Origin of the sequence: Demequina lutea, from assembly GCF_013409005.1 — a bacterium.
GTDB classification, from domain to species: Bacteria; Actinomycetota; Actinomycetes; order Actinomycetales; family Demequinaceae; genus Demequina; species Demequina lutea.
Map to the genome: position 1 here is coordinate 1482007 of NZ_JACBZO010000001.1, position 22831 is coordinate 1504837.

At 65.9% G+C, this 22831-nt stretch carries 17 protein-coding genes and 1 pseudogene; 11 read left to right on the top strand and 7 right to left on the bottom strand.

Going from position 1 to position 22831, the window contains the following annotated elements; translation table 11 throughout:
* The first annotated feature begins 1 nt into the window (after position 1).
* On the top strand, positions 2-1081 hold the full coding sequence (secF, locus tag BKA03_RS07225; protein WP_179397745.1) for a protein translocase subunit SecF: 1080 nt from the start codon (positions 2-4) through the stop codon (positions 1079-1081).
* 32 nt (positions 1082-1113) lie between these two features.
* Positions 1114-3369 carry a RelA/SpoT family protein gene (locus BKA03_RS07230; protein ID WP_308477952.1) on the top strand — a complete coding sequence of 752 codons (2256 nt, stop codon included), beginning with the start codon at positions 1114-1116 and terminating at the stop codon, positions 3367-3369.
* Here BKA03_RS07230 and BKA03_RS07235 read toward each other — a convergent pair.
* Together BKA03_RS07235 and BKA03_RS07240 are read right to left on the bottom strand one after the other, a co-directional pair.
* Entirely contained in the window at positions 3366-3926 is a 561-nt protein-coding gene (locus BKA03_RS07235) for a hypothetical protein (RefSeq protein ID WP_179397746.1), read from the bottom strand. The genes BKA03_RS07230 and BKA03_RS07235 overlap by 4 nt on opposite strands.
* Positions 3927-4005: 79 nt before the next feature.
* The gene (locus tag BKA03_RS07240) at positions 4006-5358 is read right to left on the bottom strand and encodes a DUF349 domain-containing protein (RefSeq protein WP_179397747.1); all 1353 of its coding nucleotides are present in this window, start codon (positions 5356-5358) and stop codon (positions 4006-4008) included.
* A gap of 199 nt (positions 5359-5557) precedes the next feature.
* Here BKA03_RS07240 and hisS point away from each other — a divergent pair, with 199 nt between their 5' ends.
* Together hisS and aspS are read left to right on the top strand one after the other, a co-directional pair.
* On the top strand, positions 5558-6904 hold the full coding sequence (gene hisS / locus BKA03_RS07245; RefSeq protein ID WP_179397748.1) for a histidine--tRNA ligase: 1347 nt from the start codon (positions 5558-5560) through the stop codon (positions 6902-6904).
* Positions 6905-6994: 90 nt separating this feature from the next.
* On the top strand, positions 6995-8764 hold the full coding sequence (gene aspS, locus BKA03_RS07250) for an aspartate--tRNA ligase (protein WP_179397749.1): 1770 nt from the start codon (positions 6995-6997) through the stop codon (positions 8762-8764).
* 309 nt (positions 8765-9073) lie between these two features.
* Here the strand turns inward: aspS and BKA03_RS07255 are convergent.
* The 4 genes and pseudogenes from BKA03_RS07255 to BKA03_RS15260 all read right to left on the bottom strand — a co-directional run.
* Positions 9074-9313, bottom strand: a pseudogene (locus tag BKA03_RS07255) (integrase core domain-containing protein); the annotation flags it as partial.
* 27 nt (positions 9314-9340) lie between these two features.
* On the bottom strand, positions 9341-9532 hold the full coding sequence (locus tag BKA03_RS07260) for a hypothetical protein (protein ID WP_179397751.1): 192 nt from the start codon (positions 9530-9532) through the stop codon (positions 9341-9343).
* Between the two features lie 251 nt (positions 9533-9783).
* A complete protein-coding gene (locus tag BKA03_RS07265; RefSeq protein WP_179397752.1) occupies positions 9784-10020 on the bottom strand; it encodes a hypothetical protein in 237 nt (78 codons plus the stop codon).
* A gap of 343 nt (positions 10021-10363) precedes the next feature.
* Positions 10364-10492: a hypothetical protein gene (locus BKA03_RS15260; RefSeq protein ID WP_257020112.1), complete on the bottom strand. Its 129-nt coding sequence runs from the start codon at positions 10490-10492 to the stop codon at positions 10364-10366.
* 84 nt (positions 10493-10576) lie between these two features.
* On the opposite strand from BKA03_RS15260, the gene BKA03_RS07270 reads away from it, so the two are divergent.
* Entirely contained in the window at positions 10577-12616 is a 2040-nt protein-coding gene (locus BKA03_RS07270; RefSeq protein WP_179397753.1) for a putative bifunctional diguanylate cyclase/phosphodiesterase, read from the top strand.
* A 468-nt stretch (positions 12617-13084) separates the two neighbouring features.
* Here the strand turns inward: BKA03_RS07270 and BKA03_RS07275 are convergent, their stop codons facing one another.
* Positions 13085-15319, bottom strand: coding sequence for an MMPL family transporter (locus BKA03_RS07275; protein WP_179397754.1), 2235 nt, complete (start codon positions 15317-15319; stop codon positions 13085-13087).
* 94 nt (positions 15320-15413) lie between these two features.
* Here BKA03_RS07275 and BKA03_RS07280 point away from each other — a divergent pair, with 94 nt between their 5' ends.
* The 6 genes from BKA03_RS07280 (at position 15414) to BKA03_RS07305 (ending at position 22788) form a co-directional block, all read left to right on the top strand.
* Positions 15414-16745 (top strand): replication-associated recombination protein A, encoded by a 1332-nt coding sequence (locus BKA03_RS07280; RefSeq protein WP_179397755.1) that lies wholly within the window; start codon positions 15414-15416, stop codon positions 16743-16745.
* 150 nt (positions 16746-16895) lie between these two features.
* Positions 16896-17522 (top strand): 30S ribosomal protein S4, encoded by a 627-nt coding sequence (gene rpsD / locus BKA03_RS07285; RefSeq protein ID WP_179397756.1) that lies wholly within the window; start codon positions 16896-16898, stop codon positions 17520-17522.
* A gap of 120 nt (positions 17523-17642) precedes the next feature.
* Complete coding sequence (alaS, locus tag BKA03_RS07290) at positions 17643-20312, top strand: alanine--tRNA ligase (protein WP_179397757.1); 2670 nt, start codon at positions 17643-17645, stop codon at positions 20310-20312.
* A gap of 43 nt (positions 20313-20355) precedes the next feature.
* The gene (ruvX, locus tag BKA03_RS07295) at positions 20356-20823 is read left to right on the top strand and encodes a Holliday junction resolvase RuvX (protein ID WP_179397758.1); all 468 of its coding nucleotides are present in this window, start codon (positions 20356-20358) and stop codon (positions 20821-20823) included.
* Positions 20816-21946 (top strand): endolytic transglycosylase MltG, encoded by a 1131-nt coding sequence (gene mltG, locus BKA03_RS07300; RefSeq protein ID WP_179397759.1) that lies wholly within the window; start codon positions 20816-20818, stop codon positions 21944-21946. The genes ruvX and mltG overlap by 8 nt, the downstream gene beginning before the upstream one ends.
* Positions 21946-22788: a shikimate dehydrogenase gene (locus BKA03_RS07305; protein WP_179397760.1), complete on the top strand. Its 843-nt coding sequence runs from the start codon at positions 21946-21948 to the stop codon at positions 22786-22788. Before mltG ends, BKA03_RS07305 begins: the two co-directional genes overlap by 1 nt.
* Positions 22789-22831: the final 43 nt, after the last annotated feature.

Here is a 22831-nt window from a genome sequence, read left to right on the forward strand (position 1 = left end):
CATGGCCAACCTGTCTAACTGGGGTAACCGCCTCCACTCGGGCGAGACCACGTACCCGATCGTGGCTCAGCGCAAGCGCTGGTTCGCGTTCAGCTCCACCCTCGTGATTCTCGCCATCCTCGTGCTCGTGTTCAAGGGACTCACCCTCGGCATCGACTTCAAGGGCGGCACGGAGTACACACTCTCGAACGTCCCCGGCCAGAACACCTCGATCGCCACCGCCGTGGTGGTCAAGCAGTTCCCGAATGAGCAACCGGCTGTGGTCCCCGTGGGTACGTCGAGTGTTCGCGTCCAGTTGGGCACGATCGACTCGTCTCAGGTCGAGCCGCTCGGCGTGGCCATTGCCGATGCTTACAACATCCCCGTGAAGGACGTGAGCTCCAGCTTCATCGGCCCCAGCTGGGGCAAGGATGTCTCGAGCAAGGCCATCAAGGGCCTCGTAGTGTTCCTCATCCTCGTCACGATCGTGATGACGATGTACTTCCGGGCGTGGCGCATGGCCGTCGCGGGACTCGCGGCACTGCTCCACGACCTGATCTTTACATTGGGCATCTATGCGCTGTCGGGCTTCACGGTGACGCCAGCCTCCGTCATCGGCTTCCTGACGATCCTTGGGTATTCGTTGTACGACACGGTGGTCGTTTTCGACAAGGTCAAGGAAAATACCCAAGACGTATTCGCCCAGCACCGGTTCACGTACGACGAGCTCTCCAACCTGGCCGTCAACCAGACCCTGGTGCGCTCGATCAACACGTCCGTTGTGGCCCTGCTCCCCGTGAGCGCGATCCTGTTCATCGGCTCGTTGCTACTCGGCGCGGGCACGCTTTCGGACATCTCGCTCGCGCTCTTCGTCGGCATGGCCGTGGGTACCTACTCGTCGATCTTCGTGGCGACGCCTCTCGAGGTGGCGCTGCGTGACCAGGAGACGCGCATCAAGGAGCACACGGCAGACGTGCTGGCACTGAGGGCCTCGGGCGGCAGCGACGTCGTGCGTCCCGATGGCACGGTGCGGGTTGGCGCGCTGGTCGCGGGGCATCACCAGGGCACCGCAGCGCAACCGAAGCGCAAGCAGCGCAAGTAGACTGATCGGCACCAAACCGACAGGAGGCAACCGTGAATGACACGCGTCCAGCCTCCAACCCGGGCAGGTCCCTTTCCCTGCGTAGGAACGCGAAAGACACGAGCGCGCTCGGGCCGCTCCTGGACATTTATCACCGCATGTACCCGCGCGCCAAGCCGGCGCTGATCGAGCGGGCGCACGCGGTTGCCGAGCAGGCGCACGAGGGCCAGCAGCGGAAGAGCGGCGAGGCATATATCTCGCACCCGATCGCGGTCGCGGAGATCATCGCGGGGCTCGGCCTCCCTGCCACCGTGATCGCTGCGGCGCTGCTGCACGACGTCGTCGAGGACACCGGCTTCCCGCTCGAGGAGATCCGTGCCGAGTTTGGCGATGAGGTCGCATCGTTCGTCGACGGGGTCACCAAGCTCGACAGGCTGACCTTCGGCGATGCGGCCGAGGCGGAGACGGTGCGCAAGCTCGTCGTGGCCATGGCCCACGACATGCGCGTCGTGCTCCTCAAGCTCGCAGACCGCCTGCACAACGCGCGCACATGGGACCACGTGAGCCCCACAACCGCACGTCGCAAGGCCCAGGAGACTCTCGAGATCTACGCGCCCCTGGCGCACCGCATGGGGCTCAATGCGATCAAGTGGGAACTCGAGGACCTGTCGTTCAGGACGCTGTATCCGAAGATCTATCAAGAGATCGTCGAGGTGGTGGCCGAACGCTCGCCCGAGCGGGAAAAGCAGCTAGACGAGGTGCGCGCTGCAATCGCGGCGCAACTGAAGGACAAGAAGATCAAGGCCGAAATCACCGGCCGTCCCAAGCACTACTACTCGGTGTATCAGAAGATGATCGTGCGAGGCCGCGACCTCAACGACATCTACGACCTGATAGGCGTACGCATACTCGTGGAGTCGGTGCGCGATTGCTACGCGGTGCTAGGCGAGATGCACTCCACGTACCAGCCGGTTCCCGGCAGGTTCAAGGACTACATCGCGATGCCAAAGTTCAACCTCTACCAGTCGCTCCACACGACGGTGATTGGCCCCGAGGGCAAGCCCATCGAGCTGCAGATTCGCACGTGGGACATGCACAGGCGGGCCGAGTACGGCTATGCGGCCCACTGGCGCTACAAGGAAAATGCCAAGGGCGAGAAGGTCCCAGCGCAGGCGCACGATGCCGGCTGGTTGAGGCAGATCGCGGACTGGCAGCAAGAGACGGCCGACCCGACCGAGTTCCTCGACTCTCTGCGTGGCGAAATTTCCCGTGCCGAGGTCTACGTCTTCACCCCACGCGGCAAGCTCCTGCCGCTGACTCAGGGCGCGACGCCCGTCGACTTCGCCTACGCAGTCCACACCGACGTCGGCCACAAGACGGTGGGCGCCAAGGTCAACGGGCGCCTGGTCCCGCTCGATTCGACTCTCGAAAACGGCGACACGGTTGAGATCATCACCACGTCCGACGAGAACGCGCATCCTAAGCGCGACTGGCTGGAGTTCGTCCAGTCGACAAGGGCGCGTAACAAGATCAGGCAATGGTTCACGCGCGAGCGACGCGAGGAGTCGATCGAGACCGGTCGCGACATGCTTGCCAGGGCGATCCGCCGCCAGCACCTGCCAATGCAACGCCTCATGAGCAAGACCACTCTGATCGCGCTCGCCAAGGAGATGCGCTACGAGGACGTCGACGGGCTCTATGCCGCGATCGGCGAGCATAAGGAACAACCCTCCGACGTCGTGTCGAAGATGGTCGCTGCCGTCGGCGGCCAAGAGGGCGCCGAAGAGGACCTCAGCGAGATCACCAGGCCGGGCACGCGGCACCGGGCCAGACGCGGCGACCCCGGAGTGTCTGTCGAGGGCATGACTGACGTCATGGTCAAGCTTGCGAAGTGCTGCAGTCCCGTTCCGGGCGACCCCATCAGGGGGTTTGTGACGCGCGGAACGGGCGTCAGCGTGCACAGGGCCGACTGCGACAACCTGCGGGCACTCGAAGAGCAGCCCGAGCGGCTCGTCGCCGTGCAATGGACCGGGGCGTCGGACGCCACATTCCTCGTGCAGATTGAGGTCGAGGCGCTCGACAGGAGCCGGCTACTTTCGGATGTGGTCCAGGTGCTTTCCGACAATCACCTCAACATCCTGGGTGCGCACGTGTCGACCACTTCCGACCGGGTCGCGCTCAACACGTTCTCGTTTGAGATGGCGGACCCGTCCCACCTCGGCGAGGTCATCAACGCCGTGCGCCGCATTGACGGCGTGTACGACGCGCGCCGCATCACCGGCGTCAAACGCAACCAACGTCTCGGCTAAGCGGCTCCTGAGGCCTTACAGACGGCATTCCAGGCCGCGAGCGCCCTCTGGCGAGGCAGCCCGCGCGTGCCCGTGGCAATGGCGCGGGTACCCGAGGCCTCATCGATCCTGCCTTTCGATAGTGCCCACCATGCGGCGTCGAGGGCTTCGCCGAGATCCCCCCGCGACAGGAGAGGCCGCAGGGCGCTACCCACGTCGGTCACGGAGACTCCGCCGATCGTGCTCGCGGCCGCGCACGCGGCGCGGTCCGTCACGAATTGCCACCACGGCGTGAAGAAGCCGGGGGGTGGGTCGGGATGGCAACCCCGGGGGACCGCGACGTCGATGCGGCGGGGCGCCGCGCCATCGGCCCTCCAGCCGTGGACCCACAGCGCGGCCGCCCCCGCGAGGGTGGCCCTGCGCGGGACTGCGGCGGCGAGCGAGGCCGCCCTGAGCGCGGCCGAACGCTCGGCGGTCGATGCATGGCCGACGCCGGGGCGGAGCAACACGACGACCCCGTCGCGAGTCATGCGCTGCCACGCGGACTCGCCCACATCCGTCGCGTAGAGCAGGGCCATCACCGCAGTCTGCCCACTGGGGGCTCGCCACACGTGCCGCGGGCGAGATCTGTGGACAGAAGTCCCTGCGATGTACCGCCTACTTGGCGACTGCCTCGATCTGCTTGAGCCAGGCCTTGCGAGCGGCGAGCGACTCGGTGAATTCCTTGACCTTGCGCGCGTCCTTGGCGGCCTTCGCCTTTTCGAGCTTGGCCTCAAGGTCGGCGATCGCCGAGTGGAGCTGCGCGGCCGCACCGGTGGCACGGGCCTCGATCTCGGGGTTCTTGGACGTCCAGTGGGCCTGGTCGGCGTCGCGAATGGCCTTTTCGACGGCCGCGATGCGGCGGCTCAGCGATGCGGCGGCGCCACGAGGCACCTCGCCAGCAGACTCGAAGCGGTCCTGGATCGCGCGGATCTCCTTCTTGGCGGCACGCACATCCGAGATGGGCAGCAGCGCCTCGGCGGCCTTCACTGCGGCCTCCTTGGCGGGAACGTTCGCGTTGAGAACCTCTTCTTCGGCCTCGCTCGCGGCGCGCTTGGTGGAGAAGAACGCCTCTTGGGCGCCCTGGAATCGTGCCCAGAGCGCGTCGTCGGTGCTCTTGCGGCCACGACCGGCCAGGCGCCACTGGTCCATGAGCTGCTTGAACTGGCGAGCAGTCCCGTCCCAATCGGTAGAGGTCGCGAGGGCCTCCGCACGGTTCGCGAGGTCTTCCTTGGTGCCCGCGACGGAGGCGTTTTCCTTGTCGAGCTGCGCAAAGTGCACCTTGCGCGCCTTCTCGAAGGAGGACCTGGCCTTGGTGAAGCGGGCCCACATCTCGCGCTCGGCCTCCTTGGCCATGCGCGCGCCGGAGCGCTGGGCTTCCTTCCACTCGTCCAGAAGTTCGCGCATGCGCGCGGTGTCGTTTTTCCAATGCACCTGGGCCAGCGGCTTGGCGGCAAGCTTCTCCGCCTCCGCGACGAGGACCTCGCGGGCCTCGGCGGCGACTGCACGGGCGGCGGCGCGCTCGGCACGGACCTTGTCGGCGACCTCCTTGGCCTCTGCCTCGACGATGCCGAAGCGGGCGCGAAGGGCCGCCAAGTTGCCGACGATGACGGGAGTCTCGAGCGAACTACGCAGGCCCGCCAGGGCGTCGTCAATGTCCTTGGGGCTCAGCTCCGCGCCGACGAGGCGCGCGTGGAACCGCTCGACCGATGCGGCAAACTCGATGAAGGCCTTCGCGTACGCCGCGATGGGCTTCTCGCCTTCCGCGGGGCCGACGGGAGTGCGGGTCTCGCCCTCGATAACCACCACCTGGTCGCCATCGACCGCACCAAATGCCGAGGCAGAGGCGATCGCCTCCGCGGAAATGTCATCGGCGAGGGGGATGCGCACGGGGTGCGTCGAGTGCGCCGCGAGAATCGCGGGCGAGGGAGCCTGAGGGCGAGGCATGGGCCGGGGCTTGGCGGGCGTCATGATGCGATGACCTTTGTGAGGACGACGAAACGGGCGTGTACTGCCTTAAGTGGCACCCGTGATCGTACCGCCTCTGGCAATCCCACTCACGATATCGATGCTTGGGGCCGGTTGACGACACGCGATCACGACTGTCGCCCGTTCGTGACCACGACGCGCCTGGGCGTTGTCGAGTGGCACCCAATGGAACAATGGGCGCATGTCGCGACTTGCGCCCCTTTCAGGCTTCCCCGAGTGGACCCCCTCCGAGCGTCTGGTTGAGGCGCACGTCATCGATCGACTGCGGGAGGTATTCGAACTCCACGGGTTCGCACAGATCGAGACGCGCGCGGTTGAGCCGCTCGAGCGCCTTGGCGGAGAGGCGGAGGCCTCCAAGGAGGTCTACGTCCTCACGCGGCGTGGGGGAGAGACCGCCGAGTTCGGCCTCCACTTCGACCTGACGGTGCCGTTCGCTCGCTACGTCGAGGAGCGCCAAGGCCACCTCACGTTCCCATTCAGGCGCTACCAGATTCAGAAGGTGTGGAGGGGCGAGCGCCCCCAAGAGGGCCGCTTCAGGGAGTTCTATCAGGCCGATATCGACGTCGTCGCTCGCGAGACGCTGCCCGCCCACGTCGAGGCCGAGGTTGCCGTCGTGATGGCTCGGGCCCTGCAGAGCCTCGACCTGCCGCCGGTGCGCATGCGGATGAACGACAGGAGGCTCGTCGAGGGGTTCTACAGGGGGGTGGGTATCGCCGATGTCGCGGGGGCCCTGCGCTCCGTCGACAAGCTTGGCAAGATCGGCCACGACGGCGTGGCAAGGGAACTTGCCGCTCAGGGAGTGCCGGAGACGGCCGCGGAGGCGATCCTGCACCTCGCCCGCATTCGCTCCTCGGATTCCTCCTTCCACGAGGCGGTCCTGGACTTGTGGGAGACGACGCCGACGCACGCCGACGGTGAGCCACAGAAGCTCATGGCCGAGGGCATTGCGGCGCTCGGCGCGCTCGTGGAGGCAGTTAACGCCGCGGTACCAGGCACGGCCGAGGCCGATCTCAGCATCGCCCGCGGCCTCGATTACTACACGGGAGCCGTCTACGAGACGACGCTCGAGGGTCACGAGGACTTGGGCTCGATCTGCTCTGGCGGGCGTTACGACTCGCTGGTGGCTGGGGGCGGGTTCCCCGGCGTCGGCATGTCTATCGGTGTCAGCAGGCTCGTGTCGCGCCTCGTGTCGCGCCGGATGCTCGTCGCCACGCGGGGTGTCCCCAGCGCCGTATTGGTGGCCGTGATGGACGAGGAGACGCGCGCCGCCTCCCAGTCCATCGCAGACCGCCTGCGTGCGCGCGGAATCGCATGTGAGGTCTCGCCAAGCGCGGCCAAGTTCGGGAAGCAGATTCAATATGCCGACCGAAGGGGCATCCCGTTCGTGTGGTTTCCCGGCGCCGACCCGACCGGCGAGGTTTCTGATGGGGAAGTCAAGGACATTCGCTCCGGCGAGCAGGTTGCCGCAGACGCCGACGCCTGGAACCCGCCCGCCGAGGACCTCAAGCCACGCGTCGTGCGCGGCTAGACTTGACCGAGCCCCTGACGGGGCAATGCGCCCCTGACGGGGTCATGTGCCCCTCGTGGGGCCACTCCAGTCATCACGAAAGGCTTCACCGTGCTTCGCACCCACCTCGCCGGAAACCTCCGCGCCGCCGACGCAGGCGCGACCGTCACCCTGTCAGGCTGGGTTGGCCGTCGCCGCGATCACGGCGGCGTCGCGTTCATCGACCTGCGCGATGCCTCGGGCTTTGCCCAGGTGGTGCTGCGCGAGGACATCGCCCACTCGCTGCGCACCGAGTACGTCATCCAGGTCACCGGTGAGGTGCGCCTGCGTCCCGACGGCTCGACAAACCCCAACCTTCCCTCCGGTGAGATCGAGGTCGTCGGCTCCGAGGTCGTCGTCCTCAACGAGTCCGCGCCCACGCCGTTCCCGATCGACGAGCACGTCACCGTCGGCGAGGAGGCCCGCCTCAAGTACCGCTACCTCGACCTGCGTCGGCCGCGTCAGCGCGAGGCCATGGTGCTGCGTTCCAAGGCCAACCAGGCCGCGCGCCGCGTGCTCGACCGCCACGACTTCCTCGAGATCGAGACGCCAACGCTGACGCACTCGACGCCCGAGGGTGCCCGCGACTTCCTGGTGCCCGCTCGCCTCGCGCCCGGCTCCTGGTACGCCCTGCCCCAGTCGCCGCAGCTGTTCAAGCAGTTGCTGATGGTGGCCGGCATGGAGAAGTACTACCAGATCGCGCGCTGCTACCGCGATGAGGACTTCCGCGCGGACCGCCAGCCCGAGTTCACGCAACTCGACGTTGAGATGTCGTTCGTTGACCAGGACGACGTCATCGCGCTGGGCGAGGAGATCGTGCGCGAGCTCTGGGCGCTCATCGGCTACGAGGTCCCGCTACCCATCCCGCGCCTGACCTTCGCCGACGCGATGGCCCGCTTTGGCTCGGACAAGCCCGACCTGCGGTTTGGCCTCGAGCTCACCGAGCTCACCGAATACTTCAGTCAGACGCCGTTTAGGGTCTTCCAGTCCGAGTACGTCGGCGCCGTCGTCATGCCCGGTGGCGCGTCGCAGCCGCGCAAGACTCTCGACGCGTGGCAAGACTGGGCCAAGCAGCGCGGCGCCAAGGGCCTCGCGTACGTGCTGGTGGGCGAGGACGGCACGCTGGGCGGCCCCGTCGCCAAGAACCTGTCCGATACGGAGCTCGCGGGCCTCGCGGCGGCCGTTGGCGCCGAGAACGGCGACTGCATCTTCTTCGCCGCCGGCGAGACCGACCAGTCCCGTGCCCTTCTGGGTGCCGCTCGCAACGAGATCGCCCGCCGCGTGGGTCTGATCGACGAGTCGCGCTTCGAGTTCGTCTGGGTGGTGGACGCGCCGCTATTCAAGCCCGTGCGGTCCGACGACGACGACGTGGCGCTCGGCTCTTCGGCCTGGACGGCAGTGCACCACGCGTTCACGAGCCCCAAGCCGGAGTGGATCGACCGCTTCGAGGAAGACCCTGGCCATGCGCTCGCCTACGCCTACGACATCGTCTGCAACGGCAACGAAATCGGTGGCGGCTCGATCCGTATCCACCGGCGCGACGTGCAGGAGCGAGTGTTCGGCATTATGGGCATCGGCGCCATCGAGGCTCAGGAGAAGTTTGGCTTCCTGCTCGACGCCTTCCAGTTCGGTGCGCCCCCTCACGGAGGCATCGCGCTCGGTTGGGACCGCGTAGTGATGCTGCTCGGCGGACACGAGTCGATTCGCGACGTGATCGCGTTCCCCAAGTCAGGTGGCGGCTACGACGCGCTCACGGGCGCGCCCGCCCCCGTCACGGCGGAGCAGCGCAAGGAGACGGGCGTCGACTTCGTTCCCGAGGTCGAAGAGGTCGAAGAGTCCTAGAGGCCTCTCGAGGACCAGTCGATATCGAGTCGATAGTGGCTCGCTAATGTGCTCCCATTCGTGTGGTGTTTGTCACACCCCGGATCATGCTTAGGCTTGGCGGACGGCAGCGCATTGTGCGCGTTTGGGTGGTAACGGACATGGCCCCCGATGGTGGCCGCAGCCTCACGACGTACAACGCATTGGGCCGTGTCACGGCTTCGACCGATGGCTGGGATTCACTACCTCCAACACGCATGACGCCGCGGGCAACGTGTTGTCGGTTGCGGATCCACGGGGCGGTGTTCTGAATTGGCCTGGGTTTGGTTCCTAGGTGTCTCCCTGTCTGGCGGTCGCCAACTGGGCTGATTCGAGGCCCGCGTAGTACTCGATCTCGACTTCGATCGGGGCGCGCATTCCGAGTTCGCTGTGGGGGCGTTTGTTGTTCCACCACCACACGTACTCGAGAGTGGCGAAATCGAACTGCTCGACGGTTCGCCAGGGGCCGCCTCGGCGGATCAGTTCAGTCTTGAACAGCCCGTTGACGGCCTCTGCCATGGCGTTGTCGTAGGAGCCGCCGTTGGTTCCAGTAGAGGGTCACGCTCCAAGTTCGGCCACGCGGTCCGTGTAGAGGATCAACAGGTAGTTCTGGCCGTGATCGGCACGGTTGACGAGTCTGTCGAGGTTGCCTCCAGCGTCCCAAGCGGCCATGTCGAGCGCCTGGAGCGGCAGCAGGTCCGCCCGTAGCGTGGCCGCGACGTTCCAGCCAACGATCTTGCGTGAGGACACGTCGGTGTTTGATAAGCGAGGTAGGCGAAGCCGGACCAGGCTTGGATTCCAGTTATTGTCGCGACATGTGTGATGTCGGCGACCCACAGCTGGCGCGGTCCCGGTGCGGTGAAGCGCCGCTGCACCAAATCGGCATGCTTGGCCGAGGCCGGATCGCTCTTGGTCGTGAACACCTTCTCCGACCGTTTCACCCCGCGGACGCCCGCTAGGCGCATGAGCCGCTCGGCCTGGTCTCGCTCAACATCCCAGCCCTAACGGTGCAGCAGGGCATGCATCTTCCGGCGCCCGTCGACGCCGTAGTTCTCCGCATGCGACCGGGTCATCTCCGGGATGAGCACGTCATCGCGCAGCCGCCTCACCGCGGGCGCGCGGGTCTTCGCGGCGCGATACCCGCGTGAGGTGAGGAACCCACAAACCGCCGCGCGCAAGACGCGGCAGATGGGCTCGACCCCGAAACGATCCTTGTGGTCGTCGATAGACCGGATCATCTCGTCCGTGGCCGGTCGAGCTCCTTCGCGAAAACACGCTCGCCGATCGCAGGATCTCGTTCGCGCGCTTGCGCTCCGCGTTTTCACGCTTCAGACGTCGATTCTCCTCGACGATGTCGCCACCCGCACCTGGGCGACGGTCAGCATCGACCTCGTAGCGGCGCTGCCACACGCGCAGGGTCTCCGGGCTCATGCCCAGCGACATGACGAACCGCAACCATCCGATTCGGGTGATCCGGCATCGCCTCGACGGTCATCCTGAACGCCCGCTCACGCATCTGTGGTGTCTATCTGGTCATGGGTTCCATCCTTACCGATACGACGGAACCAAACCCAGGCCAATTCACGGGGCTCCGCAGTCGGGTTCGGTCCATGTGCCGACGATGAGGGCGGGCGTTTCGTCGACGTCGTCAAGGGTGATGACGTATGGCACGTTTTCGGCGTTGAGGCGGGCGAGGACAATTCGCCACACAAACTTGACCCGGGGTTGTTTCCTGAGTTGTCCTAGTCTTGTGAGATTCGAACTATTTGTCATTGCGCGAGAGGAAGGGTTCGCATGGTGCGCAACCCGTTGGACTTCCAGGGCCTGTTAGAGGCGGCCCCTGATGCGATGTTGGGGACGGACCAGGCGGGTGTGATCCGGTTTGTCAATCGCCAGACGGAGTTGTTGTTCGACTACGACCGCACCGATCTGATCGGTCAGCCCCTGGAGATACTGGTGCCGGAGTTGTCCCGAAAGGGCCACCTGGCGCACCGGGCGGCATACTTTGCCAACCCGGAGGCTCGGGCCATGGGGACCGGTTTGCAGTTGGCTGGACGGCGTCGGGACGGCACCGAGTTTCCCGCCGACGTCAGTTTGTCCCCCTTCGGCTCCGGGGGCGACATGGTGGTGGTTGCCGCAGTCCGTGACGTGACCGAGCAGAGGCAGGCGGCCGAGACTGCGCGGAACCTTGCTGCGGCCGAAGATCTGGTCCGTACGGCGATGGGTTCTGCTTCGATTGGTATCGCCTTGGCCGGCCTGGACGGTTCCTTTCGGGTTGTCAACCGCGCATTGTGCGACCTTCTTGGGTACGACGGAGCGTGGTTCCTGGCACACCGGCTTCATGACGTAGTCCACCCCGATGAGGTCGAAGAAGTTCTCCTGGACCGCGCCCAGATCATCGCCGAATCGATCGACAAGAGCACCACGAAACTGCGTCTGGTGCGGGCCGACGGCGTCACGATCTGGGTGCGTCGGGTGGGTGTGCTTATCAGGGACGGAGACGGCCAACCGAACCTGATCATGTTGCAGGTGGAAGACATCACCGCCGAGCACGAGGCTCAGGAGGCTTTGACTTACCAGGCTTTCCACGACTCGCTGACCGGACTGCACAACCGGGCCTGGATCCTGGACACCCTGGCGGTCGATCTGCGCGCCGCCAAACGGGAGGGCCGTTCGTTGGCGGCACTGTTCATCGACTTGGACAACTTCAAGGTCGTGAACGATTCGCTGGGTCACGTGGCCGGCGACGAGGTGTTGGCCACGGTGGCGGAGCGGATCGTGGCCGCTCTGTACCCGGGGGACCGTCTCGGACGTTTTGGGGGGAGCGAGTTCGTCATCCTGGTCCAGGACGCCCACGACGTGCTGGTGGTGGAACGCTGCGCCGACCGGGTGTCTGCCTCGATCGGCGTCGATCTGCAGGTGCGAGGCCACCGGATCGTGCCGACCGCGTCCATCGGTATCGCGACCTCGACCTCGACCTCGACGCCCGAGAGCCTGCTACGCGACGCCGACTCCGCACTGTCCCAAGCCAAAACCAACGGGCGGGAGCGCTGGCACTTCTTCGACGAGACGATGCACGCCCAGGCTCTGGCCCGTCTGACCGTCGAGGACCAGCTACGTGAGGCGATCACCGCCAGTCAGTTCGTGGTGTTTTACCAACCCATCGTGGCCCTGGCCGACGCCCACGTGGTCGGACACGAGGCACTCGTACGTTGGGCGCACCCCACCCGCGGGCTACTCAGCCCCGGTGAGTTCCTTAACGTCGCCGAGGACACCGGGCTGATCACCGCTATCGGCGCCCAAGTCCTGGACCAGGTCTGCGCCCTCCTCGCCGAACATCCGGACCTGCCCGGTCCGATCAGCGTCAACGTTTCGGCCGTCCAGTTGGCAATGCCCTACTGGCTCACCAGTGTGCGGGACACTCTGGCGACCCACCGGGTCGACCCCGCCCGGATCGTAATCGAGGTCACAGAGACCGCCGTCCTGAGCCTGGTGGACTCCGCCCGAACCGCACTGACATCCTTGCGCGAGCTCGGTATCGGCATCCACATCGACGACTTCGGCACCGGATACTCCTCCATCTCGGTGCTACGGGACCTGCCGGTGACCGGCGTCAAACTCGACCTGCGCTTCGTCCACGACCTCACCGCCGGTAACAGCCAAGCCAACGCCCTCGCTGAGGGCGTGAACGGTCTGGTCAAGGGCATGCACCTGACCGGGATCGCCGAAGGCATCGAAACCCAGATGCAAGCCGACATCCTGCGCGACCAGGGATGGGAACACGGACAGGGCTACTACTTCGGCAAACCAACCACCACACCTGTCACCCACTGATTCTGGATCCAGCAGGCCTGGACCGACAACGCAGACTGGCCTTGACCCCGCTTGGTGGACACATCCTCCCGGAGAGGGGGAGCCGAACCCACTTTTCGGACACTTATCTTGGGATGCTGTCCCAGAAAAGGAGTTCGGTATGCCTGCTGCGAAGCCGAAGGAGTTTCGTCGCCGAGCGCTTGATTTGGTGCGTCAGGGAGTGGAATCGCCTGTAAGTCTTTCCTTGGCTGGCCTGGGGCTGGCTCGCAGGGTTGGTGTTGGCGCTCCTGCTCGATCGTGACTCGTGAATCGCCTGGCCTCCGTGTTGCGGAGTGCTCTGCCCGGGAGCTCGGTTCTAGTGACGGGTCTTATCGCATTGAAGGACGGCGGGTATCGCTGAACCGCCTGGCGACAGGCCCCGGAGGTGCCCAGGGTTGATGCTGGAAGGGCTTTGCAGATACCGCACCGCCAGTGATTGCGTGATGGCCCTCAGTGCCGTAGCCCGCGCCGCTCGTACAGCCGACGCAGGGGAGCGGGCGCCCACCAGTTCCACTTCCCCAGCAGCGTCATCGTCGCCGGCACCAGCAGCATGCGCACCAAGGTGGCGTCGAGGAACACGGCGACGGCCAGGCCGATGCCCACCTCCTTGATGATCAACAACTGGCCCGTGGCGAAGCCGACGAAGACGAGGACGATCACCGCGGCGGCCGAGGTAATGATGCGACCGGACCGTTGCAGTCCCTTGCGCACGGCCTCATCGTTGGATTCACCTGCGTCGACGTGCTCCTTGATGCGCGACAACAGGAACACCTCGTAGTCCATTGCTAGGCCAAAGCCAAAGGCGATGATCATCACGAGCACCGAGGTTTCGATGCCGCCAGTGGTAGTGAATTGCAGCGGGCCTTGGAGGTGTCCGTCGGCGAAGATCCAGGACAGGATTCCCAGGGTCGCGCCGAGCGAGAGCCCGTTGATGACGAGCGTCTTGACGGGCACCAAGAGCGATCCCGTCATGAGGAATAGCAACACAAACGTCGCGAGGACCACGAGGCCGAGCGCCCACGGAGCACCCGCCTTCAGCGAGGCGACAAAGTCGGCCTGAATGGCGGCTTGGCCACCCACGTACACGGCGAACGGGGCGTTCACAGCGCGCAGTTCGCTCACGAGGGACCCGGCGCTCTTGCCCGCCTGGTCGGGGTACGCCGTGTAGATCCCCGCAGTCGCCATGCCGTCCACGGCGGTGGCCTTGGTCACGCGGGTCACCCCACTGACGGCCGCAACCTTCTCAAGCCACGTGTCGAACTCGGCTGGCGTGGCGGAGGCAAGCACGTCGATTTGCGCCGATGCGAGGGTCGGATAGCGCGCATTGAACCCGTCGAGCATCTGCCTGCGCTCATTTGACACCGGAAGCAGTTGGTAGTCCGAGTTGCGCACGGCGAGGTCGAGAATGGGGCTCGCGAGCACGAGCAGGATCCCCGTGACGGTGCCGACGATGACCCATGGCCGGCGTTGAACCCTCCGTGCGAGATGAGAGAAGAAACCGTCCTCGTTCGACACATCGGCGGTGCGCCGCAGCACGCTCCTCACACCGGGAATCCGATCGAGCACCGATCGCCGCGCGAGACGGTGCCCGTACAAATAGAGCACGGCGGGGACCAGCGTCAATGCCGATAGCAGCGCCATGATGACCGCGCCGATAGCGGCCGCGCCGATGCCGCGAATCAGTGCCGCTGGAAAGACGAGCATCCCGCCGACCGAGATTCCTACCGTCACCGCGGAGAACGCCACGGTGCGTCCCGCGGTGGTGAGCGTCTTGGTGAGCGCTTCCGTCCTCACGTCGTGGACGGGTGAATCGCCTAGCCGTGCGATCTCTTCGCGGTACCTCGACACGATGAGGAGGCCGTAGTCGATCGAGAGGCCGAGGCCCAACACCGTCACGACGTTGATCGCCGATTGGTCGAGGGTGATCGGGTACGAGAAGCCGAAGAGGACGGCTAGCCCTCCCGCGATCGAAGCGACCGCTCCGATGAGCGGCGCCGAGGCCGCCAGGAAGCCGCCGAAGACGAACACCATCACCAGCAACGCAATGGGAAGGGCGACCGCCTCGCCAGTGACGAGGTCCTTCTCGATTTGCGTGGTGAAGTCGTTGTAAAGCAGAGGGTTGGAGTAGACGCTCACGGTGGGATGTGGCATGGGCCAACTGCTGGTGGCCGCCTTGATGAGGGACTCCACCTGTTGGTCCTCTTGGGTGGCCGCGGCCGTGTTGGGGAACTTCACGTACGAGACGGTGAGCAGGAAGGCCTTGCCGTCGGTGCTCACGAGCATGTCAGGTGTGGCCGAGGCGCCTGTTCCCGCGCCCTGAGAGGCCTCTGGACCGGGCACTACGCCTCGCGGCCACATGACGGCGATCACGCCGGGGCGCGCGGCGAGTTCGTTTGCGAGCGCCGTGACGGGCGCGGCCAGGGAGGGGTCGCTCGGCGCCATTCCTGTGAACTCTGCGGAGACGAGTGGTCCTGTCGTCTCGGACGGGTGGGCCAGCCGGAAGTCATAGACCTTCGTGGAGTCCGTCCCTTGAGCTCTGGGCAGGCTCGTCGAGGCGCGGTCGAAGAGATTCCCCCCTCCCACGCCGACGGTGGCAAGCACATACAGCCCGATCGCGGCGAGGATCCACGCGATGAGGACAAAGCGAGGGCGGCGGGCGATGAAACCGGCAAGAGAGGCGAACACGACGCCATCGTAAGGGCGCGCCGTGCGCGGCGCTGGGCGCCCCTCCGCGTGGCCAGCGCCCTGCCGCGTCGTCCCGCGCCCGTACAGTTGGCACGTGGACCTCTTCGACGCGACCAGCATGAGTGCGACGGGCGTTCCGCAGGCCTCCTCCAACGCGCCCCTTGCGGTGCGGATGCGTCCCACGACGCTCGACGAGGTCGTCGGCCAGTCTCACCTCCTCGCCGACGGCGCGCCCCTCAAGAGGCTCATCTCGGACACGGTCCCCGCCACCAGCGTGATCCTGTGGGGCCCGCCCGGAACGGGAAAGACGACGCTCGCATACCTTGTCGCGGGCGGCAGGCGCTTCGTAGAGCTCAGCGCGGTCACCGCGGGCGTCAAGGACGTGCGCGCCATCATTGAGGACTCCAAGCGCCGCCTCGCAACGAGCGAGCGCGAGACCGTCGTCTTCATCGACGAGATCCACCGTTTTACCCGCAGCCAGCAGGATGTTCTCCTCCCGGCCGTCGAGAACCGGTGGGTCACGCTCATCGGCGCGACCACGGAAAACCCGTCGTTCTCGGTGGTCGGGCCGCTCTTGTCGCGTTCGCTCATGCTCACGCTCAAGCCGCTCACGCCCGCAGACATCGCCACACTTATTGACAGGGCCGTTTCGGACCCGCGCGGCCTCGGCGGCGAGGTGGCACTCGAGGACGGCGCACGCGACCACATCGTGCGCGTCGCGGGTGCAGACGCGCGCAAGGCACTCACCCTCCTGGAAAGCGTGGCCGACGCCGCCGCAGACGCCGGGGGAGTGATCACCACTGCGATCGCCGAATCCGCGATGGACGCTGCCCTCATCGCCTACGACAAGTCGGGCGACCAGCACTACGACGTCATCAGCGCGTTCATCAAGTCGGTGCGCGGCTCCGACGTCGACGCGGCGCTGCACTACTTGGCCCGCATGGTGGTCGCGGGGGAGGACCCGCGCTTCATCGCGCGTCGCCTCGTCGTCTTGGCCTCCGAGGACGTCGGCCTCGCCGACCCCCAGGGTCTCGTCATCGCCCAAGCCGCGGCCGATGCGGTGAGCTTCATCGGGATGCCGGAGGGCCGCATCCCGCTCGCGGAGGCGACCGCCTACCTGGCCCTCGCCCCCAAGTCGAACCGCGCCTACGTCGCGATCGACACGGCCATCGCCGACGTGAAGGCGGGCAAGGCGGGCGTCGTCCCCACCCACCTGCGGGACGCCCACTATGCGGGCGCCGAGGGCCTCGGCCACGGGACCGGCTACCTGTACGCACACGATGCCCCGCACGCCGTGGCTACCCAGCAATACCTACCGGACTCCCTGAAGTCAGAGCGCTACTACGTGCCCACCGAACACGGCCTTGAGCGCACGCTCGGCGAACGCCTCGTCGCGATCAGGCGCATGCTTGGCAGGGAGCGCTAGGCGCTCGACACGCGGAATACCGCCAGGGTGCCGAGTTTGCTAGTATGAGCGTCTGCCCTCGCGGACGGTTGGCTGCTGTCGCCGCGACAACTCTCATATGTATGGCATACGGACACGTGTTCGCGCGTCCACAATCCCTAAGGAACATCTGTGACTTCAGTACAGCGTGCGCGCCGCCAGGTTCGCCTGTCGCGCGCCCTGGGCATCGCCCTGACCCCCAAGGCCGTAAAGCACTTCGAGAAGCGTCCCTACCCGCCAGGCGAGCACGGCCGCACGGCGCGTCGCAAGGAAAGCGACTACGCGGTGCGTTTGCGCGAGAAGCAGCGTTTGCGCGCCCAGTACGGCCTGCGCGAGAAGCAGATGACGCGCACCTACGAAGAGGCTCGCAAGGAGCCGGGTTTGACCGGTGAGGCGTTCGTCGAACTGCTCGAGATGCGTCTCGACGCGTTGGTCCTGCGCTCCGGGTTTGCCCGCACCATCCTGCAGGCACGCCAGACGGTGCTGCACCGCCACATCCTCGTCGACGGCAAGATCGTCGACCGCCCCTCGTTCCGCGTGAGCCCCGGCCAGACCCTCCAGGTCAAGGCCAAGGCCGTCACGATGGAGCCCTACATGGCAGCGGCCGCCGGTGCACACCGCGACCTGCTTCCCGAGGTTCCCGACTACCTTGAGGTTGAGCTCGAGCGCCTCACGGCAAGGCTCGTGCGTCGCCCCAAGCGCGCCGAGGTCCCCGTGATCTGTGAAGTTCAGCTCGTCGTCGAGTTCTACGCGCGCTAAGGCGTACTAGTCTCGTCGGAGACTTCAAGAGATCGACTTGAACAGATCGACTTGACCAAACCGTCGTCGGCCCCTGGCACATGTCGGGGGCCGACGGCGTTGTCTTGTGTGGAGGTAGTGATGCGTACCGCGGAGATCAGCAAGCGCTGGCTTGAGTACTTCGAGTCCCAGGGACACGCCGTCGTGCCGTCGGCATCGTTGGTTTCTCCCGACCCTTCACTGCTGTTCACTGTCGCGGGCATGGTGCCCTTCATCCCGTACATCATCGGTTCGGAGACGTCGCCGCACCCGCGCATTGCCTCGGTCCAGAAGTGCATCCGCACCAAGGACATCGAGGAGGTTGGAAAGACCACCCGCCACGGCACCTTCTTCCAGATGCTGGGCAACTTCTCGTTCGGGGATTACTTCAAGGAAGGCGCGATTCGGTTCGCGTGGGACTTCCTGACGGGACCCGAGTCCGAAGGCAAGCTTGGCTTCGAGCCCGAGCGGTTCTGGGTCACCATCTGGGAAGAGGACGAGGACGCCTTCGGCTACCTCACGGGCGTGGGCGTCAACCCCGCCCAGATCGTGCGCCTCAAGCGTGAAGAGAATTTCTGGGACACCGGCCAGCCCGGACCCGCCGGCCCATGTGCCGAGTGGCACTACGACCGCGGGCCAGCCTATGGGCCCGATGCTGTGGGCGGCACGGTTGACCCCGGCGGCGACCGCTACCTCGAGATCTGGAACCTGGTGTTCGACCAGTTCCTTCGCGGCCCCGGTTCTGGCAAGGACTACCCGCTTATCCGCGAGCTCGAGCAGAAGGCCATCGACACCGGCGCTGGGCTCGAACGCATCGCGTTCCTGAAGCAGGGCGTCGAGAATTTCTTCGAGATCGACGAGGTCTTTCCCGTCATTGAAAAGGCGCAAGAGATCTCCGGCCGTGTCTATGGCACCGACGGCGAGGACGACGTCCGCTTGCGCGTGATCGCCGACCACGTCCGGTCCGCGCTCATGCTCATCGGCGACGGCGTCACGCCCGGTAATGAGGGTCGTGGCTACGTCCTGCGCCGGCTCATGCGGCGGGCCGTGCGCTCGATGCGCCTGCTCGGCGTTCACGAACCCTCCCTCGTGCCGCTCATCGAGGCCAGTTACGAGGCGATGCGTGCCTCGTATCCCGAGCTGGACAAGAACTTCGAGCACATCAGGGCCGTTGCCAAGGCGGAGGAAGAGGCGTTCAGCCGCACCCTCACGCAGGGCACGTCGATCCTTGATACGGCCGTCGCGACCGCAAAGTCCACGGGCCGACGCCAGCTCAGTGGCGCCGAGGCGTTCGCGCTCCACGACACCTATGGCTTCCCGATCGACCTCACGCTCGAGATGGCGGCCGAACAGGGCCTCTCGGTAGACGAGGGTGCCTTTAGGTCCCTCATGCAGGAGCAGCGGGACCGCGCACGCGCCGACGCGAAGTCCAAGAAGGGCGCGCACGGCGACTTTGGCGCGTACCAAGAGGTCGCAAGCGTCACGCCTTCGGTGTTCCGCGGTTACGAAGAACTGCAGGTCCTCAGCAAGGTCGTCGCCGTCATCAAGGATGGGGTGTCGGTGCCCGCCGCCTCCGTGGGCGAGTCGGTCGAGGTCATTCTGGCCGAGACCCCTTTCTACCCGGAATCGGGCGGTCAAGACGCCGACACGGGCGAAATCAGGGGACCCAACGCGACCCTCGAGGTTCTCGATGTGCAACGCCCCGTCAAGAACGTCATCGTGCACTCCGTGCGGGTGGGCGAGGGGACCGTCGCCGTGGGCGATCTGGTGTCGGCCGAGGTCGACCCCGTCAACCGTCGCCTGGCTTCGAAGGCGCACTCAGCCACGCACCTCATCCACTCCGCGCTCCACGAGGTGCTGGGCCGGCAGGCGAACCAGGCGGGCTCCTACAACAAGCCCGGCTACATGCGACTCGACTTCTCGTGGACCCAAGGCGTGTCGACAGCCGCCCGCGGCGAGATCGAGGACATCGCCAACCACGCGATCCGCGAAGAGCTCCCCGTAGACACGACGGTCATGTCGCTCGACGAGGCGAAGTCCCTCGGCGCGATGGCCCTCTTCGGCGAGAAGTACGGCGACCGCGTGCGCGTGGTCGAGATCGGCGGGCCCTTCTCGCGCGAACTCTGCGCGGGTACCCACGTCGGCAACTCCGGGCAGATCGGCCTGTTGACGGTGACGTCCGAGGGTTCGGTCGGTTCGGGCGCCCGCCGCATTGAGGCGCTCGTCGGCGCCGATGCCTTCAGCCACCTCGCGGCCGAGCGTGCGATCGTGAGCGAGCTCACGTCGTCCCTCAAGACTCAGCCGCAGGACCTGACCCACCGCATTGGCGCGTTGGTCGAGAGACTGTCGCAAGTAGAAAAGGAACTCAGCGCGTTGCGCCAGCAGGCACTTTTGGGTGCGGCTGCGGGCATTGCGGACTCCGCTGAGCTTGTGGGCGGCACGCGCCTGGTGGCCGCTACCGTGGCGGATGCCTCGTCGGCAGACGACCTGCGAGTACTCGCTCTCGACGTGCGCGCACGACTCGGTGAGGCCACTCCTGCCGTCGTGGCGCTCGTCGCCGCGATCGACGGGCGGCCCGCCGTGGTCGTCGCCACCAACGAACCGGCACGCACGGGCGGGCTCAAGGCGGGAGACCTCGTCAAGGCGGCATCGACTGCGCTCGGCGGCGGCGGCGGCGGCAAGCCGGATCTCGCTCAGGGTGGAGGCACCGATGCCGCGGCGATTCCGTCCGCGATCACCGCCGTGCGGGACCTTGTGGTGGCACGTGGTTAGGGCGCGGCATGCATAAGGGGCGGCATGCATAAGGGAATGCGCCGTGGATAGGGGCGTGCGTCTAGGAGTCGACGTCGGGACCGTGCGCGTCGGAGTTGCCGCATGCGACCCCGACGGCATCATGGCCTTTCCGGTGGCGACAGTCGCAAGGGATGTGGCGGCGATCGCCAGCATCGCGGCCCTCGCGGCCGAGCGCGCCGCGATCGAAATCTTTGTTGGCCTGCCTTTGCATTTGTCCGGCGAAGAGGGGCCTTCAGCCGTCGACGCACGCGCATTTGCGGCGCAGTTGGAGGAACGCACGGGCATCCCCGTGCGTTTGGTGGACGAACGGATGTCTACCGTGTCGGCTTCCCGAAACATGCGTGAGGCGGGACGAAGCGCCAAGAGCCAACGCTCGAGCATCGACCAAGCTGCGGCTGTCGTGATCCTTGACACGGCTTTGGATGCGGCTCGGCGGGGGAATCTGGGTACAGTGGCCATGAAAGTGGCCCGCGAGGAGAACCATGACTGACCTATTTGAAGCTGAGGTGACGACCACCACCTCACTCGACTTGCGACGCTTGCAGCGTCAGCAGCGCCGTGCGAACCGACGCAAGTGGCTGCTCGTCTTCGTTTCGGTGGGCCTCGTACTCGTGGCTATCGCGGGTTCGATCGCGAAAAACTATTGGGACACCACGTTCGTCAGCAACACCACCGTCGCCCAGGACTACACGACCGCGGGTCAGGGCACCGTTCAGGTCATCATCAATCCGGGTGACACGGGGGCCATGATCGCGACAACGCTGTACAACCAGGGAGTCACAGCCTCACGCGAGGCGTTCCTTGAGGCCGCGGCAAAGAACCCTGACTCCGCAGGAATCAAGCCCGGGTACTACTTGCTCCAGCGAGAAATGAAGGCCGACTACGCGCTTGCGGCGCTCCTCGACCCCACCAACAAGGAATTGCGCACGATCACCATTCCCGAGGGCCATACGGTCGACTACTACTATCAGAAGATCGTCGATGTCACCGGAAAGGACCTCGCCACTGTTAAGGCGGCGGCGAAGGACACTGCTGCTCTGGGTCTTCCACCTGAGGCGAACGGAAACCTTGAGGGCTGGCTGTTCCCGTCGACCTATGAGTTCAACCCGGGTGTGACTCCGGCTCAGGCGCTATCCACCATGATCGCGGAGACCATCAAGCAGTTGGACGCCCAGCATGTGGCCGCCGCCGATCGGGAGAAGATCCTCACTGTTGCTTCCCTCGTCGAACGCGAGGCGAAGCTCCCCGTCGATCGGCCGCTGATCGCGGGTGTGATCTACAACAGGCTCGCCAAGAACATGAAGCTCGAGCTGGACTCGACCGTCAAGTTTGTCGCACCGAGCCCGGGCCCCTTCACGACCAATGCGGACCGGGCCACCGATTCCCCGTACAACACCTACATGTACACGGGATTACCGCCAGGGCCCATCGCCGGACCGGGCGCGGCTTCCATCGCGGCGGCGGTCACTCCCGCTCAGAACGACTACCTGTTCTTCGTGACGGTCAACCTGGACACGGGCGAGACCGCCTACGCGGCGACGCTCCCTGAGCACCTGAAGAACGTCCAGAAGATGAACGCGTGGATTGCGGCCCAACCGAAGGCAACCGGCTGATGCCTCGGGCGGCGGTACTGGGCCACCCGGTGTCCCATTCGCTTTCGCCCGTCCTTCATCTCGCTGCCTATGCTGTGCTCGGCCTCGATTGGTCGTACGAGGCGATTGACGTCGACACGCCGGACTTGGCGACGTTCCTGTCGTCACGCGGCGACGAATGGGTGGGCTTTTCTCTCACAATGCCACTCAAGGCGGAGGCGGCGCGGCTAGCCGACTTCGTTGAACCGCAAGCGAAGCTCTTGGGCACCGTCAACACCCTCGTGCCTGCGGGCAAGGGCGAATACAGGCACTGGGTCGGCGCCAATTCGGACATCCACGGAATGGTGGCCGCCTTCGCCGAAGCCGACGCCGTGAGAGTGGGCGAGGCCGTCATCGTTGGCGGGGGGGCCACTGCGACCTCCGCCGTGGCGGCGCTTGCCTCGATGGGTGCGACGGCTCCGTACGTGCTCTTGCGAGACAGGGCGCGCGCCGGCGCACTGATGAGGGCGGCATCTCGGATGGGTGTGAAGCCGCGCTTCCTCAACATTGCCTCTCAAGAGGGCCTCGCGGCGCTCAGCCGAGCGGACGCCGTCATGTCGACGGTTCCCGCGGAGGCCGGCGCAGCCCTCGCGGCGCGGATCCACGAGAGCGGCACTCGTGTCCGTGGTGTCCTCCTGGACGCGGTGTACGTACCCGTCAGCACCCCGTTGAGCCTCGCGTGGGGTGAGCTAGGTGGCGTGTCCGTGTCGGGCGTGCGCATGTTGCTGCACCAGGCGGGGGAGCAAGTGCGGCTGATGACCGGTCAGAGTGCCCCTGTCGAGGCAATGGATTTGGCGCTGGCCAAGGTGTTGACTAACTCATAGTTACTTTTCCTACAGTTTGTGCCGATGTTATGTTCGGCTCCTG